Source organism: Pseudomonas sp. SIMBA_041 (assembly GCF_046535095.1).
GTDB classification, from domain to species: Bacteria; Pseudomonadota; Gammaproteobacteria; order Pseudomonadales; family Pseudomonadaceae; genus Aquipseudomonas; species Aquipseudomonas mucoides.
This window is the reverse complement of the sequence record NZ_JAWRXJ010000011.1, coordinates 52,959-76,858: the sequence shown is the minus strand read 5'-3', so window position 1 is coordinate 76,858 and position 23,900 is coordinate 52,959. Positions and strand designations below refer to the sequence as shown.

22 protein-coding genes are annotated in these 23,900 nt (G+C 60.7%); 17 read left to right on the top strand and 5 right to left on the bottom strand.

Going from position 1 to position 23,900, the window contains the following annotated elements; all coding sequences use genetic code 11:
• Positions 1-27 precede the first annotated feature (27 nt).
• The 3 genes from SB725_RS24395 to SB725_RS24385 form a co-directional block, all read right to left on the bottom strand.
• Positions 28-291 (bottom strand): hypothetical protein, encoded by a 264-nt coding sequence (locus SB725_RS24395; protein WP_059182665.1) that lies wholly within the window; start codon positions 289-291, stop codon positions 28-30.
• Between the two features lie 58 nt (positions 292-349).
• Positions 350-2,113, bottom strand: coding sequence for a SulP family inorganic anion transporter (locus tag SB725_RS24390; protein WP_410922683.1), 1,764 nt, complete (start codon positions 2,111-2,113; stop codon positions 350-352).
• Between the two features lie 75 nt (positions 2,114-2,188).
• Positions 2,189-2,848, bottom strand: coding sequence for a membrane protein (locus SB725_RS24385; protein ID WP_027924776.1), 660 nt, complete (start codon positions 2,846-2,848; stop codon positions 2,189-2,191).
• A gap of 285 nt (positions 2,849-3,133) precedes the next feature.
• Between SB725_RS24385 and SB725_RS24380 the strand changes: the two genes are divergently transcribed.
• The 5 genes from SB725_RS24380 (at position 3,134) to SB725_RS24360 (ending at position 9,422) form a co-directional block, all read left to right on the top strand.
• Complete coding sequence (locus tag SB725_RS24380) at positions 3,134-4,432, top strand: flavohemoglobin expression-modulating QEGLA motif protein (protein ID WP_410922682.1); 1,299 nt, start codon at positions 3,134-3,136, stop codon at positions 4,430-4,432.
• A gap of 132 nt (positions 4,433-4,564) precedes the next feature.
• A complete protein-coding gene (locus SB725_RS24375; RefSeq protein WP_027924777.1) occupies positions 4,565-6,142 on the top strand; it encodes a DUF3300 domain-containing protein in 1,578 nt (525 codons plus the stop codon).
• An 80-nt stretch (positions 6,143-6,222) separates the two neighbouring features.
• Positions 6,223-7,056, top strand: coding sequence for a DUF2950 domain-containing protein (locus tag SB725_RS24370; RefSeq protein ID WP_410922735.1), 834 nt, complete (start codon positions 6,223-6,225; stop codon positions 7,054-7,056).
• Positions 7,057-7,395: 339 nt separating this feature from the next.
• Positions 7,396-8,586, top strand: a complete 1,191-nt coding sequence (locus tag SB725_RS24365) for a cation:proton antiporter (RefSeq protein ID WP_059182663.1) — start codon at positions 7,396-7,398, stop codon at positions 8,584-8,586.
• 128 nt (positions 8,587-8,714) lie between these two features.
• Positions 8,715-9,422 (top strand): potassium channel family protein, encoded by a 708-nt coding sequence (locus tag SB725_RS24360; protein ID WP_059182662.1) that lies wholly within the window; start codon positions 8,715-8,717, stop codon positions 9,420-9,422.
• A gap of 59 nt (positions 9,423-9,481) precedes the next feature.
• Here SB725_RS24360 and SB725_RS24355 read toward each other — a convergent pair whose 3' ends face one another.
• Together SB725_RS24355 and SB725_RS24350 are read right to left on the bottom strand one after the other, a co-directional pair.
• The gene (locus tag SB725_RS24355; protein ID WP_059182661.1) at positions 9,482-11,449 is read right to left on the bottom strand and encodes an alkyl/aryl-sulfatase; all 1,968 of its coding nucleotides are present in this window, start codon (positions 11,447-11,449) and stop codon (positions 9,482-9,484) included.
• Positions 11,450-11,846: 397 nt separating this feature from the next.
• On the bottom strand, positions 11,847-12,206 hold the full coding sequence (locus SB725_RS24350) for a DUF6124 family protein (RefSeq protein WP_059182660.1): 360 nt from the start codon (positions 12,204-12,206) through the stop codon (positions 11,847-11,849).
• 428 nt (positions 12,207-12,634) lie between these two features.
• Here SB725_RS24350 and SB725_RS24345 point away from each other — a divergent pair, with 428 nt between their 5' ends.
• The 12 genes from SB725_RS24345 to SB725_RS24290 all read left to right on the top strand — a co-directional run bounded on the left by SB725_RS24345 (position 12,635) and on the right by SB725_RS24290 (position 23,805).
• Entirely contained in the window at positions 12,635-13,306 is a 672-nt protein-coding gene (locus SB725_RS24345) for a GntR family transcriptional regulator (protein WP_027924781.1), read from the top strand.
• Between the two features lie 114 nt (positions 13,307-13,420).
• Positions 13,421-14,353, top strand: coding sequence for a 4-hydroxyproline epimerase (locus tag SB725_RS24340; RefSeq protein ID WP_027924782.1), 933 nt, complete (start codon positions 13,421-13,423; stop codon positions 14,351-14,353).
• Complete coding sequence (locus tag SB725_RS24335; RefSeq protein ID WP_059182659.1) at positions 14,350-15,465, top strand: NAD(P)/FAD-dependent oxidoreductase; 1,116 nt, start codon at positions 14,350-14,352, stop codon at positions 15,463-15,465. The genes SB725_RS24340 and SB725_RS24335 overlap by 4 nt, the downstream gene beginning before the upstream one ends.
• Complete coding sequence (locus SB725_RS24330) at positions 15,458-15,694, top strand: (2Fe-2S)-binding protein (RefSeq protein ID WP_027924784.1); 237 nt, start codon at positions 15,458-15,460, stop codon at positions 15,692-15,694. The genes SB725_RS24335 and SB725_RS24330 overlap by 8 nt, the downstream gene beginning before the upstream one ends.
• Entirely contained in the window at positions 15,691-16,947 is a 1,257-nt protein-coding gene (locus tag SB725_RS24325) for an FAD/NAD(P)-binding oxidoreductase (RefSeq protein ID WP_027924785.1), read from the top strand. The genes SB725_RS24330 and SB725_RS24325 overlap by 4 nt, the downstream gene beginning before the upstream one ends.
• Before the next feature lie 74 nt (positions 16,948-17,021).
• The gene (locus SB725_RS24320; RefSeq protein WP_059182658.1) at positions 17,022-17,771 is read left to right on the top strand and encodes an AraC family transcriptional regulator; all 750 of its coding nucleotides are present in this window, start codon (positions 17,022-17,024) and stop codon (positions 17,769-17,771) included.
• 232 nt (positions 17,772-18,003) lie between these two features.
• On the top strand, positions 18,004-18,822 hold the full coding sequence (locus tag SB725_RS24315; protein WP_027924787.1) for a transporter substrate-binding domain-containing protein: 819 nt from the start codon (positions 18,004-18,006) through the stop codon (positions 18,820-18,822).
• A gap of 10 nt (positions 18,823-18,832) precedes the next feature.
• Positions 18,833-20,608, top strand: a complete 1,776-nt coding sequence (locus tag SB725_RS24310; protein ID WP_059182657.1) for an aconitase X — start codon at positions 18,833-18,835, stop codon at positions 20,606-20,608.
• A complete protein-coding gene (locus tag SB725_RS24305) occupies positions 20,601-21,266 on the top strand; it encodes an amino acid ABC transporter permease (RefSeq protein WP_027924789.1) in 666 nt (221 codons plus the stop codon). Before SB725_RS24310 ends, SB725_RS24305 begins: the two co-directional genes overlap by 8 nt.
• 10 nt (positions 21,267-21,276) lie before the next feature.
• On the top strand, positions 21,277-21,927 hold the full coding sequence (locus SB725_RS24300) for an amino acid ABC transporter permease (protein WP_027924790.1): 651 nt from the start codon (positions 21,277-21,279) through the stop codon (positions 21,925-21,927).
• A complete protein-coding gene (locus tag SB725_RS24295; RefSeq protein ID WP_027924791.1) occupies positions 21,920-22,642 on the top strand; it encodes an amino acid ABC transporter ATP-binding protein in 723 nt (240 codons plus the stop codon). Before SB725_RS24300 ends, SB725_RS24295 begins: the two co-directional genes overlap by 8 nt.
• Before the next feature lie 134 nt (positions 22,643-22,776).
• On the top strand, positions 22,777-23,805 hold the full coding sequence (locus tag SB725_RS24290; protein ID WP_027924792.1) for a trans-3-hydroxy-L-proline dehydratase: 1,029 nt from the start codon (positions 22,777-22,779) through the stop codon (positions 23,803-23,805).
• The last annotated feature ends 95 nt before the right edge of the window (positions 23,806-23,900 follow it).

Genomic DNA, 23,900 nt, shown 5'->3' with positions numbered 1-23,900 from the left:
CGGTCCATGGCGATCGGCATCAGGGCATCAATATTTGATGTCCCGGGCAGTGCGGCGCGTGTCCTGTTTGGTGCTGCGCTTGTCCTGGCGGCATTGCGCGTTGCTTTTCTCACTGGCCTGTCTGCAATCGACCTTGGTTTGCCGTGCATCCGAGCGCCCTGTCTGGCGTGTATCCCGCGCTTCACGCCGCTGTTCTCCCTGCTCGGTCGCGTAAGCCGTTACCGATACTGACTGCACCCCCACGGCGACGACCAGTGTCGCCAGGGCCATCATGCTGTATTTGCGAATCATGATATTCCTCCCGTTAAAACGCTTGGCTGGCTCACGGCCAATCAGTTTAGTCGTCCACTCAGTTGGCGGGGTACATCGCGAGGTAGCTGTCGACGGCCGTGTCTACCGTTGGAAAAAACGCCGTTTCGCCAAACTGCGAGAACAGCCCGAACCGCTTCAGTTTGTCCTTGACCGGGTCTTTCATCTCGGCCAGACACAATTCGATGCCTGCTGCGCGCAAGGTTTCGTCCAGTTCGGCCAACATGTCGGCCGACGTCACGTCGACGCTGGTCATCGGTTCCGCCGCCACCACCACCCAACGCACGGGCGTAGGTGATGCCGCCACGGCGTCCAGTACCCGGTCGTTAAACAGTTCGGCATTCGCGAAAAACAACGGGGCGTCCCAGCGAAACAGGACCAGGCCGGGGATGAGCCGGGCATTGGGAAAACGCTTGAGGTCGTGGTAACCCTGGACCCCTTCGGCACGTCCCAATACGGCGGAGTACGGCCGCCAGCCATCCCAGAGGAATTCGATCACCGCCAGCAGGATGGCCAGGCCAATACCCTCGATGGCGCCGAACACCGCGACGCCGACGGTGCAGGCAATGGACAGCCAGAACTCCCAGCGTTGAATGCGATAGATACGCCGCAGATCAGTGATCTCAATCAAGCCGATGGCCGAAGCGATGACTACCGCCGCCAGCGCGCTGTTGGGCAGGTCCTGCAACAGGTTCGGCGCCACCATCAGCAGCAACGCCACCGCCAGCGCGCCGACGACACCGGACAATTGGGTTTTGGCGCCGGCGGCCTCGGCCACCGGAGTGCGTGACGAACTGCTGCTGATGGGAAAACCCTGGAAAAAACCGGCCGCCAGGTTGGCGACGCCGAGCCCGACCATCTCCTGGTTCGGATCGACGTAAGTGCGCGAACGCGCGGCATAGACACGCGAAAGAACACTGGTGTCCGCGAACGAAACCAGCGCGACGGCGCAACCACCGATCAGGACCGGAACCATATCGGCGGAAGTGATCCAGGGAATGGCGAACGCGGGCATGCCTTGTGGAAGTTCACCGAGCACCGATATGCCGTATTTCGTGGCAAAGTCCAGCACACCGACGGCGATGGTTGCCCCTGCCACGGCAATCAAAATACCCGGAATGCGTTTGTGCCCCTTGAGCAACAGGATTACCACCAGGGTGGCAGCGCCGACCGCGCAGGTGACCCAGTTGGTTTTTCCATGCAGCACGGCGGTGAAGATCGCCCATATGTTTCTCAGCGGTCCGTCGGACTCGATCTTGAAGCCGAAAAACTTGGGTAACTGGCTGATCAGTACGGTCAGCGCGATACCGTTCATGTACCCGTAGCGGATCGGTTTGGAGAGCAGTTCGGTGATGAAGCCCAGGCGCGCGATGCCGGCCAGGATGCAGACCACCCCTGACACGATTGCCATCATCCCCGCCAGGGCAACGGCGCGATACGGATCGCCACCGGACAGTGGCAGGATCACCGCCAGGATGACTGCCGCCAGGGAGGAATCCGGCCCCAGCACCAGAATCCGGCTGGGCCCGAATAACGCATAGGCGAGCAGCGGGATGATCGTCGCGTAGAGGCCATAGATGCCGGGCACACCTGAGGCCACCGCGTAGGCGATACCGACAGGCACCAGCATCGTGGTCAGGACGAGTCCGGCCACAATGTCATTTCGCAGCCACGCAATCTGATAGTGGCGCAGGGTGTTCAGCCCCGGCAGCCAGCGCACCAGCAAGCTCTGATCGGTGCCTGCAACGCGGCGGGCAATGCGCCCCGGCTCCGGGGCGGAAGGTGGAGAATCTGAATCGCTCATAGAACTGTAACCCCTTGGTGTACAGCGCATGTTGGCATGGGAGGCAGCGCCTATTGATGGCTTCCTCCTCTGTTTTCAACCACCGAGAGCGATGATCGCAACGATCAGCACAGCGCCAGTGAGCGCCATTGCCAGGCCGCCCTGCCACGGCTTTGCACCGGCGTATCGTGCCAGCATCCAACCGGCGATGAACAGCACGGCGAGGCCGACCAGGTTGGACAAGCGAACGGCGAGCGCCGTGTCTTCGAGTAACAGGAAAGGCACGACCAACGGAAAGGTCGAGGCCACCACCAACAGAAAAACACCCAGCGCCCCCTTGAAGTCATCCAAGCCGAGGCCCGACCGGACCGACGTGGCCGGGTACTGGACCAGACGGCTGCGTAACAACTCCAGGGTCTCGGGCTTGGCCGCTGCCGCCAGGTGCGACGGCAATGCAGCCGCCACCAGCGTCTGGCCGGTGGCCGCGTCTGCCCCGCCGAGCTTTTCGTACAAGGTGCTTTTGCGCGTGCGGTCGATCAAGGCCCGCAACAGATACATCACCGCGTCCGCGAGTCCCCACGCCAGGTTGCAACCGAGTGCGGCGAACATCATTGTCCGTTCCGCCTCCTGGCCCGACGTCGCCACGCTGATCGTTCCGGTGAACGTCATCGCCATGAGCAAGCCGAAAATCACTTCTGTAACACGATCAACGGGGTCGAGTATCCGTGCCCGCTTTTGTTCCCCTGTGTTCGGCATGCGTCCTACCTCGCTGAAAAGTCCTGTGCGGTGCAAGCTTTCAAAGGCCAGAGCACAGCGCTTTCAGGCGGCGCTCTTTTTCGATTTCACTTCATTGTAGTGACAAAAAAAATTGTCGCTGCCGGTGTGCGCGAGTCTCCAAAGCAACACGATTGCCTATGAGCGAAATCGCACTCTGTAGCAGCCGGACGCAGGCTTCGCCAGCTGCGGACGGTGTTGTTCCTTGTATATCGGCCGCAACGACTAAGCTTTTTCAGGTCAATCTCGTCGCCCCAGGAGATTCCGATGCACGCCGCGCCCCTCTCTGAACTCGATGCCGCCCTGCCCGGTCTGGCCCGCAAAATCCGCGTGCTGGACGCCCTGTCCTGGCCGGATGGGGTCGAAGAAACCTTTCTGGCAAACTGGCGGGCCGGGAAAGCCGCATTGCCCGACGTCGCGCTGCGCCCGCGTGACCACCGCGCCGACATCACCGCCCTGGAAGCCTTTATTGAGCGATGCGATGTGGGGCATCCCGCTGGCAACCACCTCGCCATGACCGCGCGAAGCTACGCCACGGCCGGGCGCATGCTCGGGGCGATTGGCACGCCAGCATTCACCGACTATTCGTCAGCGCTGTACCGGCGTCCGGACTTTTATTACCACCGTCTGAAGCTGAGCATGCTCGACGCCGCCCGGTTTTTCCTCAACACCACCGACGCCCTGCTCGGCGGCACGCGGATTCCACCGAGCCCGGCCGAGATCCCGGCCCAGGCCTTCGCTGCCTGGATGCAGCCGGAACTGGACCGTTTCTTCGGCGAGGGGCGGATCACGGTCGTGCTCGATCCGACCCTGGCCGCCAAAGCCATCGCCGGGGCGAGCCGCATCCGCCTGCGTGCCAGCGCGCTGTTCTCGGAACTGGACAAGAACCAGTTGCTGCAGCACGAGGCGTTCGTGCATATCGCCACGGCGCAAAACGGCGCGCTCCAACCCAACCTCAAAAGCCTCGGCCTGGGCGCGCCACGCACAACCCAGACTCAGGAGGGTATTGCCACCCTGGCCGAGCTGTTTACCGGCAGCATGGACATCAACCGTTTGCGTCGCCTGGCCCTGCGCGTGCTCGCGGTCCAGCAAGCGCTGGATGGCGCCGACTTCATTCAGGTGTTCGAAGGTTTTCTGGCGGCAGGCCAGTCGCAAGAGGAGTCGTTTCGCTCGACCCAACGGGTATTCCGCGGCGCCGATCTGCGGGGCGGTTCGGCGTTCACCAAGGATGCCGCGTACCTGACCGGCTTGCTCGGCGTGCACACCCTGCTGCGCATCGCGATCCGCGACAACCGGCCGGAGCTGGTCGGCCATTTGTTTGCCGGGCGCCTCAGCCTGGGGGATACCGTACGCCTGGCGCCGCTGTTCGACTCCGGCTGGCTCACGGCGCCGGTCCATCTGCCAGCCTGGGCCAGCGATCTGCGCCTGCTCGCCGCCAACCTCGCCTTCTCGGCCTTTATCACTCGGATTCAGCTGGACGTGCTCGATCTAGAGGTGCTCATGGCGTTCGCAGACGAGCACGAAACCGATGCCAGTGGTGGCGCCAGGCCGGGTGAACGTAAATAAATGGCAGATATTTTTTGTTTGCTACGCTTAGTGAGCGGCGTCGAAGTCAGGACCTGAGGCTTGCACTGTCGGCTTCTACTTCCGGGGCATTGATTCACTTATTTCAAACCTGCCTGACTACAGGGAGTTGCAATGCGCATTCCAGTATTTTACGCGCTGTCGGCTGTCCTATTGTTGAGCGGGTCTAACTGCATTGCAGGTGCGACCGCACCTGCGCCGGCAAACGCTGCCGCTACGGCACCGGTCCCCGCTCCCGTCACGCCGCCTGCCAAAGACCCCGTGTTTACCCAGGAACAGCTGGATCAAATGCTGGCGCCCATTGCGCTGTATCCCGATCCACTGCTGGCCCAGGTACTGATGGCCTCCACGTATCCCGGAGAGGTCGCCGAAGCAGTCACCTGGTCCAAAGCCCATCCGGACGCCAAGGGCGACGATGCGGTCAAACAGGTGGCGAGCCAACCCTGGGACCCAAGTGTGCAGGCACTTGTCGCCTTCCCGCAGGTGTTGGCAACGCTGGGGCAGGATCCCGTCTGGGTGCAACGCCTGGGTGATGCCTTCCTCGCGCAGCCCGACGATGTCATGAACGGGGTGCAACGTTTGCGTCGTCAGGCCCAGGAAGCAGGCAACCTGCAGAGCAACCAGTATCAGAACGTGACCATTCAGAATAATCCTGCACCCGCACCCGCACCCGCAGCGCAATCCGCGCCCGCAGCTGCGCCCCCTGCCAGCAGCAGCTCCACCATCATTATTCAACCCGCCGATCCACAGGTGGTGTACGTCCCCACGTATAACCCGACAACTGCCTACGGCACTTGGCCGTATCCGGCCTCGCCGCCAGCGTACTACCCACCGCCGCCCGCCTATTACCCTGGCCAGGCCTTGATGGCCGGGCTGGCGTTTGGTACCGGTGTGGCCATCGTCGGTGCGTTGTGGGGTGAATGTGACTGGAACGACAACGACGTCGACATCGACGTTGAACGCTACAACAACATCAATGGCAACAACCGCATCAACGTGAATCAGAACAAGTGGGAGCACAACGCCGCGCACCGCAATGGCGTTCCCTATCGCGATAACCGAAGCCGCGAGCAATACGGCCGCCAACTGGACGGTGCCAGTCAGCGTCAGGCCTATCGAGGGGACAATGCCCAGCGCGCCCAGGCCCGCGAAAACGCCCGCACCTCAATGGACAGGGCCGGTATCGAACGCCCTCCTACCAGCAATCGCGAAGCCCGTGATCAAGCGCGTGATGCTTCCAGAGCTAACGCCAGCAATCGGATGCAAGCCGGTACGGACAGACCGAACACGGCCAATAGAGCGCAGACCTCCGACAGACAAAACACAGCGGATAGACAGAAGGCCGCTGACAGAGCCAAGGCTGCGGACAGAAGCCAAGGGACTGCCCGAAACAATCAGGCGAATCAGCAGCCGAGAAAACAGACCGCTCAGACAAATCAGCGACAGGGCAACGCGCAGGCGCGTCAATCGACGCAAAACCGGCCTTCCACGACAGCCGCCAGCAAGGGCAGTGCCCGCAACAATGCCTTTGCCGGCGCGCGCTCACCGTCCCAGGTCAACGCACAAGCCAGTCGTGGCCGGGCCAGCCAGGCATCCGCCCAGCGCCCCAGTGCCTCGCGAGCCGCCGGCCATCAGGTCAGTCGGCCGTCCAATCCACCAGCGCGTCAAAGTCAAAGGGGTGGCCGTCGTTGAATAACTATCCTCAATTGAAGGCACGCCTGGGTGTGCTTCTTCAGGCCTTGGCGATAACCGCCGGTTTGGCGTGGTCGTGCATGGCGACAGCACAGCAGGAATTCCCAACCCCGGAAAAAGCCACTCAAGCGTTCGTCGAAGCACTGGGTACGACACACGCCGATCACGAACGCCTGACCGAGTTGCTGGGTAAGGAATGGCGCAGTTTCATCCCTCGCGAAGGCGCAGAGCGTAAAGACGTGGAGGCGTTTCTAATGCAGTACCACGAAGAAAACCACATCGAAAAAACCAACGACCGCACCGCGATTCTGTCGGTCGGCAGCAACCACTGGACACTGCCGATTCCCATCGTGAAAACCACCAACGGTTGGCGCTTCGACATCAAGGCCGGCAGTGCCGAGGTCCGGGCACGTCAAATTGGACGCAACGAACTGGCCGCGGTGCAAGCGGCGCTGGCCTATCACGACGCCCAGATGGACTACGCCTCAGTGGATCGTGACGGTGATGGCGCGCTGGAGTATGCGCAGAATATTTTCAGCACTCCCGGCACCCATGACGGACTCTATTGGGCGGACGACGACAGCGGCCAGATCAGCCCGCTAGGCCCTGAGTTCGGCAAAACCATTGCCGGCGAAGGCTGGCATGGCTACCACTTCCGCATTCTCAATGGCCAGGGTCCTTCAGCACCCGGTGGCGCCTACAGCTACCTTATCGGCGACAAGATGAGCCGAGGCTTTGCACTGATCGCCTGGCCAGAAAAATACAATGACACCGGCGTGATGAGCTTCATGATCAGTCATGAAGGACAGGTGTTCGAGAAAGACCTGGGGCCTGACAGTGAAAAAGTGGCGAAGGCAATGAAACGCTTTGATCCGGATGACAGCTGGAAGGAAGTGACTGCAGATTCGGAGTAGGCGGTGTCGTTTCAAAATCCGACTTAATCAGGGGACTTAAAAAATTGTTAAAAGGGGACGGATTTATTGTTCCGTCACCTTTTGAAAAATAAACCTGTCCCCTTTTTCTCTGCTTTTTCTCTGATCGAGATCGATCCATCCTGCTGGAGCCAGGTGGGCGTTTCCGTTCGTCTGTTGTTGCGGTGAACAGCGCATTGAGATGCGCATTCAAAGGGCGACCACCTATGCTTACCACACGCCACATCAGGCACCATCAGCCACGCCTGAAGCCCGCCCCCTTCAAGCTTTTACCTCAAGGCTGCGTGTTCTAACTGCCCACCCTGAACAGGCAGGTCATTGATGTATCAGAACTTAGCGCTACTGGCCGCCTTTCTCCTGACCTACAGCATATTTGCGGGGCGCTTCGAGTCACGTCTGCTCAATGGCCCGCTTATGTTCATGCTGGCCGGTCTAATTCTGGGCCCGGCATTTCTGGGCATTCTGCAACCCCGGATTGACAGGGATGGCCTCAAGTTCCTGGCCGAGCTGACGCTGGCGATTGTGCTGTTCAGCGATGCGGCCAACGCCGACCTGAAGGTCTTGCGGGCCAATGAAGGACTTCCGCTGCGCTTGCTGATGATCGGGCTGCCACTGACCATCGCGGGGGGTTGGCTGGTCGGCCTCTGGTTGTTCCCACAGGTCCCACCGTTGGAACTGGCAATACTGGCAACCCTTCTGGCTCCCACCGATGCTGCACTAGGCAAGGCTGTCGTGAGCAACCCCAAGGTTCCGGCACCCGTGCGTGAAGGCTTAAACGTCGAGAGCGGGTTGAATGATGGGATTTGCGTCCCCGTGTTGCTCATGTTTGTGGCATTGCTGGTCGAGCAATCGACACAGTCCCCTGTCTCACTGGCGTTGGAGTTAGTGATCGAGGAGCTGGGCATCGGCGCATTCAGCGGTATTGCTCTGACGCTCATTGCCTGGCAGTTGCAGCGCTACTCCGCAAAACACCACTGGCAAACGCCCATGTGGTCACAGCTGACTCTGCCCGGTCTCGCCATTCTGTGCTTTGCCACAGCACAAACACTCGGTGGTAGCGGGTTCATCGCCGCGTTCGTCGGCGGGTTGCTCGCAAGTTTTCTGTTTACCGAACAAAAGCACCAGATTCTCAAGGCCAGCGAAGAGTTTGCCAGCCTGTTATCGGTCATTACCTGGGTCGTGTTCGGCGCACTGGTGATTCCATGGGCCTGGAGCAGTCTCACCCTGAACATCTGGATTTATTCGGTGCTCAGCCTGACTGTGATTCGCATCCTGCCTGTGCTGATCAGTCTGGTGGGAACCCGCTTCGATTTCGAAACCCGCCTCTTCATCGGCTGGTTCGGCCCGCGAGGTCTGGCCAGCATTGTCTTCGCCGTCATGATATTGGCCTCCCCCCTACAAGCCAGTCGTACGGTGGTGGCTACTGCTGTCTGTACCGTTTTACTCAGCGTGTTGTTACATGGTTTGAGTGCCAACCCATGGGTTGCACGGCTGGCCAATCGTGATCATTGATGCTGGTCAAAACCCGCAAAGCTTGGGCGGGTGGATGTGTTGGCGACCCGGCCGTGATTGCACCCGCTTGGGCTCAGGCAGGTGAGTAGTACGTCGGGGATCGAGCGTTATTACTCTGGGAAACCCCTATGACCACTTCGCAAGATAACGACGAGTCCGACGCAGATTTAGCTCAGCTGGTAATAGGGCAAGGGCCCTGCACTTATCTATTGCTGCTCTTATTAGGATTGATCCTGCTGTTTCCCTTTCTTGAGGAAGGGATATTTGCTCGCACGTTGCTCGGCATTGTGTTTTCCATCGTGCTGCTCGTGGGCGCTTTCGCCACCAGGCAGACTCGATGGGGGCTAATCCTCAAGCTGGGGCTGGCGTTTCTTGGGGTCAGCCTTCTATGGACGTCGTTGTGGGTCAAGAGCATCGCGATTTTTAACCTTGCCGGGATAGCGTATACGGCGTCTCTTGCCGTCTCGTTTAGCGGAGTGCTGCGCTACGTGCTCAAGCGCGGGCCAATTACAGCCGACAAGCTGCATGGCGCGCTGGCGGGTTACATCATGCTGGCCTTCGTGTGGTCCTTCGTCTTTGCCCTGGTGGAGATATCCAATACTGGCTCATTCGGCCCCGGCCACCTCGACTTCATGCAGCCCGGTACTTTTTTCAAACTGATCTATTTTAGCTTCACGACGCTCACGACCACCGGGTACGGTGACGTTATCCCATTGACCAACCACGCCCGTTCACTGGTGATGATCGAAGAATTTTCTGGCGTCTTTTACGTTGGCGTTGTGATCGCGCGGCTTGCCGGTCTTTACCCGTCGAATCAGAGGAATCAGGCGAAGTGATTCTCGTGGCTAAACGCCCCAACTCTGGGGCGCTCCATACCGGTCCGGGTTTGCCTGGATTAAGGTTCAGAAAGGGTGAACCAGAAGTCAAAGGTGTCGAAGTTGGTCAGCATTTCCTTAAATTTGGCTTTGTCGCCGTCGATAGTCACTTCGCCGCTTTCCGACAGATTGCCCAATTTCAGCTTGCCCAGGGCGATGTCATCGAGGGTGGTTCGGTTAAGAGTGACCGTGCCGTCGGCCTTATCCCATTGCTTGTCTTTGCTGTAGTTCATGACGCCGTTTTGTACGGTCAACACGTACTTGGCGTGCGTGTCCGGGAAGTTGAGATTGAAGGCATAGGACTTCTCGCCGACTCTCGGGCCATTCAAGTGAATAGCAAGGAAGTCGAGAAACATTTCAGTGGTCATGCCGCGAATGATGTCGGGTGAACTGGTATTGGGCGTGGCCATTTTTTTCACGCCACCGCGCAGCTCCTGCGCACCGGACAGGTAGAAGTTACGCGCCGGCCCGGACTCCGCCTGGTAACCCATCTGCTCCAGGGCATCGGCCTCAATTGCACGCGCTGCCTGGTTTTTCGGGTCCGCAAAAACCACCTGGTTGGCCACGGTTGCGGCCCAGCGATACTCTCCTTTGGCGTAGGCTGCCGTGGCGGTTTTAATCATTTTGTCGGCGCCCACCATTTCGACATATTTTTTGGCCTCTTCCACCGGCGGCAACGGATCGAAATTTGCCGGGTTGCCGTCCCAGAACCCCAAATACAGTTGATAGGTCGCGCGCACGTTGTGTTTGAGATTGCCGTAGTAGCCGCGGTTGTAAAACTCTTTGGCCAGGCTATCAGGCAGGACGAACGCCTCGGCGATCTCGTTCATCGTCATGCCCTGGTTGGCCATGCGCAGTGTCTGATCGTTAATGTACTTGTAGAGATCGCGTTGTTTCTCCAAATGCTGCACAACGCGATCGTTACCCCACTGTGGCCAATGGTGGCTACCGAACGACACCACTGCGTCCGTTCCCCACAGATCAATGGTTTGCCCCAGAGCACTGGCCCATTTTTGCGCGCTGCGAACTTTTGCACCTCGCAAGGTAAGAATATTGTGCAAGGTGTGGTTGGCATCCTCGGCCAGGTCAATGGCTTTGAATTGCGGGAAATAGAACAGCATCTCGGCAGGCGCTTCGGTGCCAGGCGCCATTTGGAATACCACCTCGATGCCATCGACTGTGAGTGTTTCTCCGGTTTTCTCGACCAGTTTGTTCGGTTCAAGCAAAGTGATGGTGCCTGCAGCCGTGGTGATGCCCAAGCCACCGCTGACCGTACCTTTGGGGTCTTTAGGCAACAGATTGCCGTACATGTAAGAAGCGCGACGGCTCATTGCGGTGCCGGCAAACACGTTTTCACTGACCGCTTCCTCCATGAAGCCTTCAGGGGCGATCACCGGAACTTTACCGGACTTCACATCGGCCTCATCGACCATCGCACGCACGCCAGCGAAGTGGTCAACATGCGAGTGAGTGAAGATCACCGCAGACACTGGCAGCTTTTCAACTTTGTCGTTGACCAGTGCCAGCGCCGCTTTGGCTGTTTCAGCCGAAGTCAGTGGGTCAATCACGATCCAGCCCGTCTTGCCGCGGACGAAGGTGATGTTGGCGAGGTCGATGTTGCGTACCTGGTAGATTCCGTCCACCACTTTGAACAAACCTCGAATGGCCAACAATTGCGATTGACGCCATAGACTCGGGTTGACCGTGGCAGGTACTGGCCCTTCTTTCTTGAGGTAGTCGTACTGAGACAGGTCGATAACGGTATTGCCCGCATCGCCCTTGATCACAGGACTGGGTAAATCGGCAATGAAGCCGTGGTTCGCATCGTCGAAGTCTTGTTTGTTGGAAAAGGGCAAGTAGCTGAGCAATGCATCATTGGCTTTTCGCGTTGCATCGCTGGCGTCGTTGGGAGCGGCATGTGCCGCGCCGATGACGACACAGGTCGATAAAACGGCGAGCACCAGTTGTTTGGGAAGTAGAGCTGGCATTGGGCTTCTCCTCAGGTTGGCAAGCACACTCCCGCTACCACTTCTAACGTCGGGAATAATGTGTACGAATCAACGAAAAATGCAGGTTGCAAAATCGTCACCGCACGGCGCAGAGGAGGCAGTTTGATTGCGCTCCATTGACCCCGTGCTCGAGTCTGCCTCTATTATTTTCGCGCTCAGCACCCTTGGAGTATTACGAAGCCAGAGCAGACAGCGTTGAGATAAATCAAATAGTTCAGTGATCGTGTATGCGGTTAGTGAGGGCGGGGAACGCCCTTGGACGTTCTGGATACAGCGCCGCAAAGACAGTGCCCCGAGGCGATGTGTGTCTCCTTTGAACAATGATTCATCGGTGTTTTGAGGCGAAGGAGCAGCGTCCCTCGCCACAGGGCGGTGGTTACACGGTGGGTTCTATTTTATCCAGCACGCCGTTTGCCGTGATCTCGGCCACCATGATGCTGTTTGAGATTCCCAGCAACGCGTAGCGCGCCTCCCCCTCGAGATGATCCACCAACTGATGGACCATTACGTCGATCGAGGCCAGTGTCTCGACCAAAAATACGCCCAGGGTTTCGGCGGTGGCTTGTGGGTCCACGGAAAACAGGGTGCTGCGGGTTCGGGGTTTGGCTTTGATATCGGCGTTCGACGGGAAGTGGAAGTCGAGGGCGCGTTCGGCGGCTTCGTTGAGTTTTTTTGAATCGGGTTCGTACGGGGATGCCGGATCGGTTTCCGGCGGGTTGGGTGTTACTTTGAACATAAACTAGATCCTGATATTGAGTGCCACCCCTCTTGCGACTAAACGAAAGGGGAGGCAGCTGTACGCAGGTTAGTCGACCGGGGATCTAGAACCGGCGCACCCGAAGGCGCCCTGCGCACAGCTACCATCGAGTGCAGGCGTGGAAATGCCCGACTGATAGAGATTGTGCACACTAGAAACTACGAGCGACTAAACCCGACCACTGATGGGCAGTGGCAGGGAAACGATAGAGGCCGAGGTCAGGGCACACAAGCCGGCCGATTCTGTCTTACCCGTAGGCGATGGCGCAAGGCGTTGTAGCCTCCGGGTAGTAACGGAAAGCGTCATTTAAACGCAGACGATTTTTCTTGTTTAAAACAACGGATCGCGAGGTTCGCCAAGGAATTTCGTATACCCTATCCCCATCTCACTGCAAACGACCTGCCGACGTGAACCTACCCAAACTCAACGCTCCCGACCTTGGCAATACGCCTTCGACCTCGGAAATCATCACCCGCCATCTGCGGGACGCGATTGTTGCCGGGCATTTTGCCGAGGATGAACCGATTCGCCAGGACGACATTGCCCGGCAGTTCAACGTCAGCAAAATCCCTGTGCGCGAGGCGCTCAAGCGGCTGGAGGCCGAAGGGCTGGTGATGTTCCAGCGCAATCGCGGGGCGATGGTCACGCGGATTTCCGATGCGGAACTGGCGCAGATGTTCGAAGTGCGCATGTTGCTGGAAGACAAGGTGTTGCGCCTGGCCATTCCCAACATGACCGAAGAGACCTTCGCCCGCGCCGAGCGTATCTGCCAGGAATTCATCGGCGAAGACGACGTCGGGCGCTGGGCCGAGCTCAACTGGGAGCTGCATTCCTGCCTTTACGAGCCGGCGCAGCGGCCGTTTCTGGTGAGTCTGATCCGTTCGGTCAACGATAAACTGGAGCGCTACCTGCGCATGCAGATGAGCCTGTCCGCCGGCAAGGAGCGCGCCGATCACGAACACCGCGAGATCCTCGCGGCCTGCCGTGCCGGGGATGTGGACCTGGCGGTGAAGCTGCTGGATGAGCACATTGCCGGGGTCTGCAAAACCCTGTTCGAGCACCTGCCCCACGCGCACTGATCGCTGCGGGCACTGTGCCGATTTCGTCATCGGCACAGTTTAAATCCATCAAGCCGCCACCCGACCGCACGGGCCACTCTAGCGTTCACTCAACCGAATGGACGTGGCCCTCCCATGAAACACATCTCCGTCATCGACTCCCACACCGGCGGCGAACCGACGCGTCTGGTGACCGCCGGTTTTCCTGATCTGGGCCGCGGCAGCATGGCTGAACGGCGCAAAATCCTCGCTGAACAGCATGACCCATGGCGTGCAGCGTGCGTGCTCGAACCGCGCGGCAGTGATGTGTTGGTGGGCGCCCTGCTCTGCGAACCGGTTGACCCGAGCGCCTGTGCCGGGGTGATTTTCTTCAACAACAGCGGTTATCTGGGCATGTGCGGCCACGGCACCATCGGCCTGGTGGCCTCGCTCGCGCACATGGGCAAGATCGGGCCTGGCGTGCACAGCATCGAAACGCCGGTGGGCACGGTCCAGGCCACCCTGCACGACGACCACACGGTCAGCGTGCGCAATGTCCCCGCTTATCGTTATCGCAAGGACCTGACATTGCAGGTACCGGGGATCGGTCAGGTGACCGGCGATGTCGCCTGGGGCGGCAACTGGTTTTTCCTGATCGCCGACCATGGCCTGCGGGTGGCCGGTGACAACCTTGAGACGCTGACCGCGTACACCTACGCCGTACAGCAAGCGCTGGAAACCCAGGGTATTCGCGGTGAAGACGGCGGCCTGATCGACCATGTCGAGCTGTTCGCCGATGACGATCACGCCGACAGCCGTAACTTCGTACTCTGCCCCGGCAAGGCCTACGACCGTTCCCCGTGCGGCACCGGCACCAGCGCCAAACTGGCGTGCATGGCGGCGGATGACAAATTGCAGCCAGGGCAGATCTGGCGTCAGGCCAGTGTGATTGGCAGCGAGTTCGAAGGCTCTTTCGAATGGCAAGGTGAGCGCATTATCCCGACCATCCGTGGCCGCGCCTTCATCAGTGCCGAAGCGCGCCTGATCATTGAACAGGACGATCCATTCGCCTGGGGCATTCGCCCATGATTGAGGGGCGTGTGGCCGATGTGATCGTCATCGGCGCCGGCATCATCGGCGCGGCGTGCGCCCAGGCGCTGGCGCGGCGTGGCTTGCAGGTGCTGGTGCTCGATGCCGGCCTGCACAACGCGACGGCGGCGGGCATGGGGCACTTGCTGGTGCTTGACGACAACCCGGCCGAACTGGCCTTGAGTGATTACTCCCTGCAACGTTGGCGCGAGCTCGGGCCGGGCTTGCCCGACGGTTGCGCTTACCGCAACAACGGCACGCTCTGGCTGGCCGCCAACGCCGAGGAAATGGCGGTGGCCCAGAGCAAATACCTGAACCTGCAGGCTCAGGGAATCGCCTGTGAACTGATCGGTGCCAGTGCCTTGCGCCAGCGTGAGCCGGAGCTGGCCGAGGGACTTGAAGGCGGACTGCTGATCAAGGGTGACGGCATACTCTATGCGCCGGCCACAGCCAACTGGATGCTCGACACCCCGAACATCCGCCAGCGCAGGGCATGCGTCGCGCAAGTCGATGGCCCTCGGGTACGCCTCGAGGACGGCCAGTGGTTGAGTGCCGACGCCGTGGTGCTGGCCAACGGTACGCAGGCCAATCAATTGTGCCCCGAGTTGCCCATCGAGCCGAAAAAAGGTCACTTGCTGATCACCGATCGCTACCCCGCTACCGTCACCCACACCCTGGTGGAACTGGGCTACGTCACCAGCGCTCACAATGCCAAAGGCCCGTCGGTGGCCTGCAATATTCAACCGCGTCCGACCGGGCAATTGTTCATTGGTGCCTCGCGGCAATTCGGCACGACTGACCCGCAAGTCGAAGGCTGGATGCTTGCGAAGATGCTCAAGCGTGCGGCCGGCTACATGCCGGGGCTGGCCCGGCTGAATGGCATCCGCGCGTGGACCGGGTTTCGTGCCGCCAGCCCTGACGGTTTGCCGCTGGTGGGTCAGCACCCGCAACGTCAGGGCTTGTGGCTGGCGGTCGGGCATGAAGGACTGGGGGTGACCACCGCGCCCGGCACGGCGGATTTGCTGGTCGCGCAACTGTTCAACGAAACCCCGCCACTGGCCGCGCAACCTTATCTGCCGCAGCGATTCCTCGGAGAATCTGTGTATGCCTGAATTGATGCTCGACGGTCATGCCCTGACGGTCGCCGACGGTACCAGCGTCGCCGCAGCCCTGGCGCTAGGCGGCAATGGTTGCAGTCGCACCTCGGTCAGCGGACAACGCCGCGCACCGCTGTGCGGCATGGGCATTTGCCAGGAATGCCGGGTGACCATCGACGGTCGCCGCCGCCTCGCTTGCCAGACCCTTTGCCGTGACGGCATGCAGGTGGAGACACAGCCATGAACGAATACGCCGACCTGTTGATCATCGGTGCCGGCCCTGCCGGGATGGCCGCTGCATTGGCCGCGGCCCCCAGCGGCGCACGCATTGTCATGCTCGACGACAATCCGTTTGCAGGCGGGCAGATCTGGCGCGACGGCCCTCAAGCCAGCCTCCCCGCTCAGGCCCGTCAGTTGCGTGAGCGCTTGCAGTCCCACGGCAATATCCGCCATCACAGCGGCACGCGGGTGATTGCCAATCCCGGCCCGAAACAACTGCTGGTCGAAGACGACGAAAATGGCTGGCTGATCAGCTATGACAAATTGATCCTGTGTACCGGTGCCCGCGAGTTATTGCTGCCCTTCCCCGGCTGGACGTTGCCTGGGGTGACCGGGGCCGGAGGTTTGCAGGCACTGATCAAATCCGGACTGTCAGTGCGCGATGAACGCGTGGTGATCGCCGGGAGCGGGCCATTGTTATTGGCCAGTGCGGCGACTGCCACAAAACACGGAGCCTCGGTGCTGCGCATCGCCGAGCAGGCTTCATTAACGTCTGTCGTCGGTTTCGCTGCGCAGTTGCCACGCTGGCCAGCGAAATGGTTGCAATCGTTCAGCCTGTTCAACCGTCACTACCGTGCAGGCACTCATGTGCTGGCTGCGCTTGGCACCGACCGACTCGAAGGCGTGCGCCTGCAACAACAAGGCAAAGTCGTCGAGCTGGAATGTGATCGGCTGGCCTGTGGGTTCGGCCTGATCCCGAATATCCAGTTGGGTCAGGCATTGGGTTACGCCATCGAAGGACAGGCGTTGAAGGTGGATGCCTGGCAAGCCAGCACCCGGGCCGATCATTACGCGGCAGGCGAATGCACCGGGTTCGGCGGCAGTGAACTGGCCCTGGCCGAAGGTGCGATTGCCGGGCACAGCGCCGTGGGTGAGGTTGAACAGGCCCGCCAATGGTGGCCACGCCGGGCACGCTGGCAGGGTTTCGCCAAGGCATTGAATCAGGCCTTCGCCCTCGACCCGCAACTCAAGTCCCTGGCCCGTCCCGACACCCTGGTCTGTCGCTGCGAAGACGTGCCCTACGCCGCACTGACCGAACACAGTGACTGGCGCGCGGCCAAACTCGCCAGCCGCTGCGGCATGGGCGCCTGTCAGGGGCGAGTGTGCGGCGCAGCGGTTGAGCACCTGTTTGGCTGGCAACCTTCGGCGGCGCGTCCACCTTACAGCCCGGCGCGGATCGAGACGCTGATGTGCCTGGACGACACGCCGCCCGCGTGATGAGTGAGACTGGGGTTTCGGTCATGCGACCGAGCCTCTATGATCCGGAGGTCGCCCTCGGACCTCCCAGCGCTATGTACCCCTCACTCACCACGTTCAAACCCTGCGATCTGCCGACGCTGTTAAGCAACCTTCAGCCGATCGCGCCGCTGCTCGACACCCTGTCGGACGTGGTGTTTTTCATCAAGGATCTCGACGCCCGTTACGCCTTCGTCAACCAGACGTTGGCGCGGCGCTGCGGCTTTAAACACAGCGATCAGTTGCTCGGGCTTACCGCCGACAGGGTGTTCCCGGAACACTTCGGGCCGCTGTACACCGAGCAGGATCGACGGGTGTTATCCAGCGGCCGGATGCTCGCCGACCAACTGGAACTGCACCTGTATTTCGGCAACCAGCCGATCTGGTGCCTGACCCACAAACTGGCCCTTCACGACGAACAGGGTCACATCGTCGGCCTCGCCGGCATCTCCCGGGATTTGCCAACGCCTCAGTCCACTCACCCGGCGTACGTGAAGCTCGCTGCCGTGGATGCGCATATCCGCAGCCACTTCGCGCGGCCCATCAGCCTCTCTGAATTGACGGCGATTGGCGGCTATTCCGTCGCGCAACTGGAGCGTCACTGCAAGCGGGTGTTCCAGCTCACACCGCGGCAGATGATTCACAAGGCGCGCCTGGAAGAAGGTTCGCGGCTGTTACTGAGCACCGATTTGCCCATCACCGAAATCGCCCTGCGCTGCGGTTACACCGACCACAGTGCGTTCAGTCGGCAGTTCCGCGCACTGACCAGTTTGTCGCCGAGCCAGTACCGCGATAATCAGCGTTAAGCCCGTCACCGGTGTTCCCTAAAGGGGCGCACGCACCACCATTGCTCCCATCTGTAACACCAGCACGCAGAACGCCGGCGCGGTGTTGTGCCACTGCAAACCTTCTACTTCAAGGGCTGACGCTAAATTCACGGTTCTGACTGGAAATCGGCACGTTGATTGCTATTGTTAATATCGTATACGAAATCCTCAATACGATTTTTCAACAGCACTTCACACGAACGAGGCCTCTATGAAAAACCCCGCATTTGCCGTAGCCCTCAGCGCTGTTCTCAGTACCTCCTTTGTCGCCAGCGCCCAGGCGGACAAGCTCGACGACATCATCGGTTCGGGCAAGCTGCGCTGCGCCGTGACCCTGGACTTCCCGCCGATGGGTTTCCGCGATGCCGGTAACAACCCGGCCGGTTTCGATGTGGACTATTGCCGCGACCTGGCGAAGATCCTCGGGGTCGAGGCGGAAGTGGTCGAGACGCCGTTCCCGGACCGCATTCCGGCGCTGGTCTCCGGGCGGGCCGACGTGATTGTCGCCTCCACCTCCGACACCCTCGAACGGGCCAAGACCGTCGGCCTCACCGTGCCTTACTTCGCGTTCCAGATGGTGGTGCTGACCCGCGACGACACCGGCATCAACGGCTTCGACGACCTCAAAGGCAAACCCGTCGGTAACACCAGCGGCACCTATGAAGCCATCGCCCTGGAGAAAGACGTGAAGAATTGGGGCACCGGCAGCTTCCGGGCCTACCAGTCGCAGAACGACACCCTGCTGGCCGTCGCCCAAGGCCACATCGACGCGACCGTGGTCACCAACACCGTCGCTGCCGCCACCCTCAAATCAGGGAAATACAAAAACCTGAAAGTCGCCGGTAACGCGCCGTACGTCATCGACTACGTGTCCCTCGGCGCCAAGCGCAACGAGTATGGCCTGCTCAACTACCTCAACCTGTTCGTCAACCAACAGGTGCGCACCGGGCGTTACAAAGAACTGTTCGTCAAATGGGTCGGCACCGATATCTCCCCAGCCAACCTGACCGTGCCACAGGTCTACTACTAAGGTGTCCGGCATGCCTAGGTCTGTTTCTCTGACCGGTCGCAGCCTGGTCGAGGGCGCCGCTCAAGGCGCCCTGTTGTTCGCCGATGTCGGGTTGAGTTTCTGGGGCGGCGTTGATTCCGCCAGTGGTGAGGTCATCGATCGCCACCACCCGCTCAGCGGTGAGTTCCTGGCCGGGTGTGTGCTGGCGATTCCCAGCGGACGCGGCTCTTGCACCGGCAGCAGTGTGTTGATGGAACTGATCAGCAACGGCCATGCACCGGCGGCACTAGTGCTGGCCGAACCGGATGAGATCCTGACCCTGGGCGTGCTGGTCGCGCAGACCATTTTTGCCCGTTCCCTGCCGGTGCTGTGCATCGGCCGGGAGGCCTTCGCGACGTTGCGCGATCACCCTTTCGCCAGGGTGGATGGCGACACGCTGAACCTGTTCGAACACCTGCCCGGCGATGCCTGGCAGGCACTCGAAAAACCGTTGCCCACCGACAGCCGTGCTTCAATCGAACTCACCGGGTTTGATCAGGCATTGCTCGACGGCCAGCACGGTCAAGCCGCGCAAATGGCCATGCACATCGTGCTGCGCATGGCCGAGCTGCAAGGGGCGCGAAGCCTGGTGGATGTCACCCAGGCGCACATCGATGGCTGCATCTACACCGGACCTGCAAGCCTGCGCTTTGCCCAACAGTTGGTGGAATGGGGAGCCAAAGTGCGGGTGCCGACCACCCTCAATTCGATTTCCGTGGACCAGCGCCGCTGGCGTGAATTGGGCATCGACCCGGCCCTCGGCGAGCCGGCCAGTGCCTTGGGCGATGCCTATATGGAAATGGGCGCACAACTGAGTTACACCTGCGCGCCCTACCTGCTCGACAGTGCGCCCAAGGCCGGCGAGCAGATTGTCTGGGCCGAATCGAATGCCGTGGTGTACGCCAACAGTGTGCTCGGTGCGCGCACCCTGAAGTACCCGGACTACCTCGACATTTGCATCGCCCTCACCGGCCGTGCCCCGCTGATCGGCTGTCACCTGGACGCGCAACGCAAGGCGCGGTTGCAGATCGAGTTGCCGGTACTCGGTGAGCTGGACGATGCGTTTTACCCGTTGCTCGGTTATCACATCGGTGCGCTGGCCGGCAGCCGCGTGCCGTTGGTGCTGGGTCTGGAAAATCGCCAGCCGAGCCTGGACGATCTCAAAGCCTTTGGTGCCGCATTTGCCACCACCTCGGCGGCGCCGCTGTTTCATATCGCCGGGGTTACACCGGAGGCGATTGACCCTTTACAGGTGCTGGAAGCAGATGCGTCGATCCCCGTGGAAAAAATCCGCCTGAAAGACCTGCTGGTGAGTTGGCGCGAGCTCAACAGTGCCCGCAATCACCACGTGGATGTGGTGTCGCTGGGCAACCCGCATTTTTCCCTCAGCGAGTTCGCGCATCTGGCGCGGCTGTGCCGAGGTCGGCACAAACACCCGGACGTCGTCCTCGCCATCACCTGCGGCCGAGCGGTGCTGGAGCAGGCCCGCGAGGCCGGGCATATCGCGGTGATCGAGGCCTTCGGTGCCACGCTGGTCACCGACACCTGCTGGTGCATGCTCGGCGAGCCGGTGATTCCACCCGCCGCCACCACGCTGATGACCAACTCGGGCAAGTACGCCCACTACGCACCCGGACTGGTGGGCCGCAAGGTGCATTTCGCCAGCCTTGCCGAGTGTGTCGATACCGCGTGCAACGCCATCGCCAGCGCACGCCTGCCGGCCTGGCTGCAACCCGCCGCCCAACTGGAGAGCCCTGCGCATGTTTGACTACACCTTTCAATGGCGCTCTGCCCTGCGCGCCTTGCCGGACATGCTCGCCGGTGCCGTGGTCACGTTTGAGACCGCGGCCCTGTCGATGATCTTCGGCGTGCTCATCGCCCTGGCCCTGACGGTCATGCGCGAAAGCAAACAGCCACTGCTGCGCGGCATCGGCAACGGCTGGGTATCGATTGCCCGCAACACGCCGTCGTTGTTCCAGATCTACATCCTGTACTTCGGCCTTGGCTCGCTGGGCATGCACGTCAGTTCATGGCTCGCGCTGCTGGCCGGGATCACGTTCAACAACGCCGGCTACCTCGCGGAAAACTTTCGCGGTGGGCTCAAGGCCGTGCCGCAAACCCAAGTGCGCGCGGCACGGTCACTGGGCATGAGCGCCTTTCAGACCTATCGCATGATCATCGTCCCGCAACTGCTGCGCATCGTGTTCTACCCGCTGACCAACCAAATGGTCTGGGCGGTGCTGATGACGTCGCTGGGGGTGATCGTCGGGCTGAACAATGACCTGACCGGGGTGACCCAGGACTACAACGTCAAAACATTCCGCACCTTCGAATACTTCGCGATTGCTGCGGTGCTGTATTACGCGATTGCCAAGACGATCGTCGCGACGGCCCGGCTGATGGCCTGGCGGTTGTTCCGTTACTGAGGAGCTGTCCATGTTTGCCACCGGTTTTTCCTCGAATGACCTGATGTTCCTGCTCAATGGCGCCTGGGTCACGCTGCAATTGACGTTCTGGTCGATCATCCTCGGCTCCATCGCCGGGCTGCTGTTCGGCTTGTTGCGGGCGTTGTTGCCACGGGCCAGTTTGCCGCTGGCCTGGGTGCTGGACGTGTTTCGCAGCGTGCCGTTGTTGATCCAGTTCGTGCTGTTCAACTCACTCAAAAGCATCGTCGGCCTGAACATCAGCGCCTTCAGCGTCGGCTGCATCGTGCTCGGCGTGTACACCGCCGCGTACTTCACCGAGATCGTGCGTGGCGGCGTGCTGGCGGTGCCCTTCACGGTACGCCGGGCCAGTCGCTCACTGGGCCTGAGTTTCTTGCAGGACCTGCGCTGGATCGTCCTGCCGATGGCCACGCGCGTCGCCTTCCCCGGCTGGCTGAACCTGGTGCTGGGGGTGATGAAAGACACCGCGCTGGTGATGTGGATCGGCATCGTCGAACTGCTGCGCGCCTCACAAACCATCGTCACCCGCATCCAGGAACCGTTGCTGGTGCTGTGCATCGCGGGCCTTATCTACTACGTCATGAGCCTGGTGGTTGCTCGCCTCGGCGCTCGTCTGGAAAGAAGGTGGCAGGAAAATGATTGAGATCGACAACGTACACAAATCGTTCGGCAACCTCGAAGTGGTCAAGGGCGTGAACCTGACCGTGAACAAGGGTGAGGTGGTGTCGATCATCGGCGGCTCCGGCTCCGGCAAATCCACGCTGCTGATGTGCATCAACGGCCTGGAGCCGATCCAGAAAGGCAACATCCGCGTGGACGGTGTCGAGGTTCATGACAGCGCCACCGACCTCAACCGTCTACGGCAGAAGATCGGCATCGTGTTCCAGCAATGGAATGCCTTTCCGCACCTGACGGTGCTGGAAAACGTCATGTTGGCGCCGCGCAAAGTGCTGGGCAAAAGCAAGGCTGAAGCCGAGGAACTCGCGGTGCAACAACTGACCCATGTTGGCCTGGGCGACAAGCTCAAGACCTTCCCCGGCAAGCTGTCCGGCGGTCAACAGCAACGCATGGCCATCGCCCGCGCGCTGGCGATGTCGCCGGACTACATGCTGTTCGACGAAGCCACCTCCGCCCTCGACCCGCAACTGGTGGGCGAAGTGCTGGACACCATGCGCATGCTCGCCGAAGACGGCATGACCATGGTGCTGGTGACCCATGAGATTCGCTTTGCCCGCGATGTGTCCGACCGGGTGGCGTTCTTTCGCAATGGGCTGGTGCATGAGATTGGGTCGCCGGATCAGGTGATTGGCAATCCGGTGCATGCGGAGACGGCGGCGTTTCTTAAATCGGTGAAATAGCGGATGGCCCCATCGCTGGCAAGCCCGCTCGCACAGGGTTTGGTGGTGTCCGCAAAGTGGGTGACCAACACAGATACCTGTGGGAGCGGGCTTGCCCGCGATGGGGCCCGAACAGACAAAACAAGGAGCAGGCAATGCGCTCATCAAAAGTCATTCATGTAGTCAGCTGCCACGCCGAAGGCGAAGTCGGTGACGTGATCGTCGGCGGCGTCGCCCCACCCCCCGGTGCCACCGTGTGGGAGCAATCACGCTGGATCGCCAAGGACGAAACCCTGCGCAATTTCGTGCTCAACGAACCGCGCGGCGGCGTGTTTCGCCACGTCAACCTGCTGGTGCCGGCCAAGGACCCGCGGGCGCAGATGGCCTGGATCATCATGGAACCGGCGGACACGCCACCGATGTCCGGTTCCAACTCACTGTGCGTGGCCACGGTGTTGCTCGACAGCGGCATCCTGCCGATGACCGAGCCGCAAACCCGGCTGGTGCTGGAAGCCCCCGGTGGGCTGATCGAGGCCGTCGCCGATTGCCGTGACGGCAAGGTTGAACGGGTGGAAATCAAAAACGTACCTTCCTTCGCCGACCGCCTGGACGCCTGGATTGAAGTCGAGGGCATCGGTTCATTGAAGGTCGATACCGCCTACGGTGGCGACAGTTTCGTAATCGCCGATGCCAAGGGGCTGGGCTTTTCCATCCGACCCGACGAGGCCGCCGATCTGGTCGCGGTCGGGCTGAAAATCACCCGCGCCGCCAACGAACAATTGGGCTTCGTGCATCCGCTGAATCCGGAGTGGTCGCATATTTCCTTCTGCCAGATCGCGGCGCCCATCGTCCATGAGAACGGCATTGCCACCGGCGCCAACGCGGTGGTGATTCAACCCGGCAAAATCGACCGTTCCCCTACCGGCACTGGCTGCTCGGCGCGCATGGCCGTGATGCACGCGAAGGGCTTGATGCAGGTGGGCGAACGGTTTATCGGTCGTTCGATCATCGGTTCCGAGTTCCACTGCCGCATTGATTCGCTGACCGAAGTGGCCGGCCGCGCGGCCATCTACCCCTGCATTTCCGGGCGGGCCTGGATCACCGGTACTCACCAATTGCTGCTCGATCCGAGCGATCCATGGCCACAGGGCTATCGCCTGTCTGATACCTGGCCGGGGGCTTAATCCCGAACACCCGGACCAACGGCTACAAAATCCCCTGAAAAAACCGAAATAGCACTGGCCGAATCTTTTCATTTTAAATATCGTATACGAAATAC

What these genes read in the sequence shown, in the direction of transcription:
- SB725_RS24375 (WP_027924777.1), top strand. Translation starts at nt 4,565, where the DNA reads ATGCGCATTCCAGTATTTTACGCGCTGTCGGCTGTCCTATTGTTGAGC.
- SB725_RS24315 (WP_027924787.1), top strand. Translation starts at nt 18,004, where the DNA reads ATGAAAAACCCCGCATTTGCCGTAGCCCTCAGCGCTGTTCTCAGTACC.
- SB725_RS24320 (WP_059182658.1), top strand. Translation starts at nt 17,022, where the DNA reads ATGTACCCCTCACTCACCACGTTCAAACCCTGCGATCTGCCGACGCTG.
- SB725_RS24310 (WP_059182657.1), top strand. Translation starts at nt 18,833, where the DNA reads ATGCCTAGGTCTGTTTCTCTGACCGGTCGCAGCCTGGTCGAGGGCGCC.
- SB725_RS24360 (WP_059182662.1), top strand. Translation starts at nt 8,715, where the DNA reads ATGACCACTTCGCAAGATAACGACGAGTCCGACGCAGATTTAGCTCAG.
- SB725_RS24290 (WP_027924792.1), top strand. Translation starts at nt 22,777, where the DNA reads ATGCGCTCATCAAAAGTCATTCATGTAGTCAGCTGCCACGCCGAAGGC.
- SB725_RS24385 (WP_027924776.1), bottom strand. Translation starts at nt 2,848, where the DNA reads ATGCCGAACACAGGGGAACAAAAGCGGGCACGGATACTCGACCCCGTT.
- SB725_RS24395 (WP_059182665.1), bottom strand. Translation starts at nt 291, where the DNA reads ATGATTCGCAAATACAGCATGATGGCCCTGGCGACACTGGTCGTCGCC.
- SB725_RS24380 (WP_410922682.1), top strand. Translation starts at nt 3,134, where the DNA reads ATGCACGCCGCGCCCCTCTCTGAACTCGATGCCGCCCTGCCCGGTCTG.
- SB725_RS24295 (WP_027924791.1), top strand. Translation starts at nt 21,920, where the DNA reads ATGATTGAGATCGACAACGTACACAAATCGTTCGGCAACCTCGAAGTG.
- SB725_RS24365 (WP_059182663.1), top strand. Translation starts at nt 7,396, where the DNA reads ATGTATCAGAACTTAGCGCTACTGGCCGCCTTTCTCCTGACCTACAGC.
- SB725_RS24325 (WP_027924785.1), top strand. Translation starts at nt 15,691, where the DNA reads ATGAACGAATACGCCGACCTGTTGATCATCGGTGCCGGCCCTGCCGGG.
- SB725_RS24335 (WP_059182659.1), top strand. Translation starts at nt 14,350, where the DNA reads ATGATTGAGGGGCGTGTGGCCGATGTGATCGTCATCGGCGCCGGCATC.
- SB725_RS24340 (WP_027924782.1), top strand. Translation starts at nt 13,421, where the DNA reads ATGAAACACATCTCCGTCATCGACTCCCACACCGGCGGCGAACCGACG.
- SB725_RS24350 (WP_059182660.1), bottom strand. Translation starts at nt 12,206, where the DNA reads ATGTTCAAAGTAACACCCAACCCGCCGGAAACCGATCCGGCATCCCCG.
- SB725_RS24305 (WP_027924789.1), top strand. Translation starts at nt 20,601, where the DNA reads ATGTTTGACTACACCTTTCAATGGCGCTCTGCCCTGCGCGCCTTGCCG.
- SB725_RS24370 (WP_410922735.1), top strand. Translation starts at nt 6,223, where the DNA reads ATGGCGACAGCACAGCAGGAATTCCCAACCCCGGAAAAAGCCACTCAA.
- SB725_RS24355 (WP_059182661.1), bottom strand. Translation starts at nt 11,449, where the DNA reads ATGCCAGCTCTACTTCCCAAACAACTGGTGCTCGCCGTTTTATCGACC.
- SB725_RS24330 (WP_027924784.1), top strand. Translation starts at nt 15,458, where the DNA reads ATGCCTGAATTGATGCTCGACGGTCATGCCCTGACGGTCGCCGACGGT.
- SB725_RS24390 (WP_410922683.1), bottom strand. Translation starts at nt 2,113, where the DNA reads ATGAGCGATTCAGATTCTCCACCTTCCGCCCCGGAGCCGGGGCGCATT.
- SB725_RS24300 (WP_027924790.1), top strand. Translation starts at nt 21,277, where the DNA reads ATGTTTGCCACCGGTTTTTCCTCGAATGACCTGATGTTCCTGCTCAAT.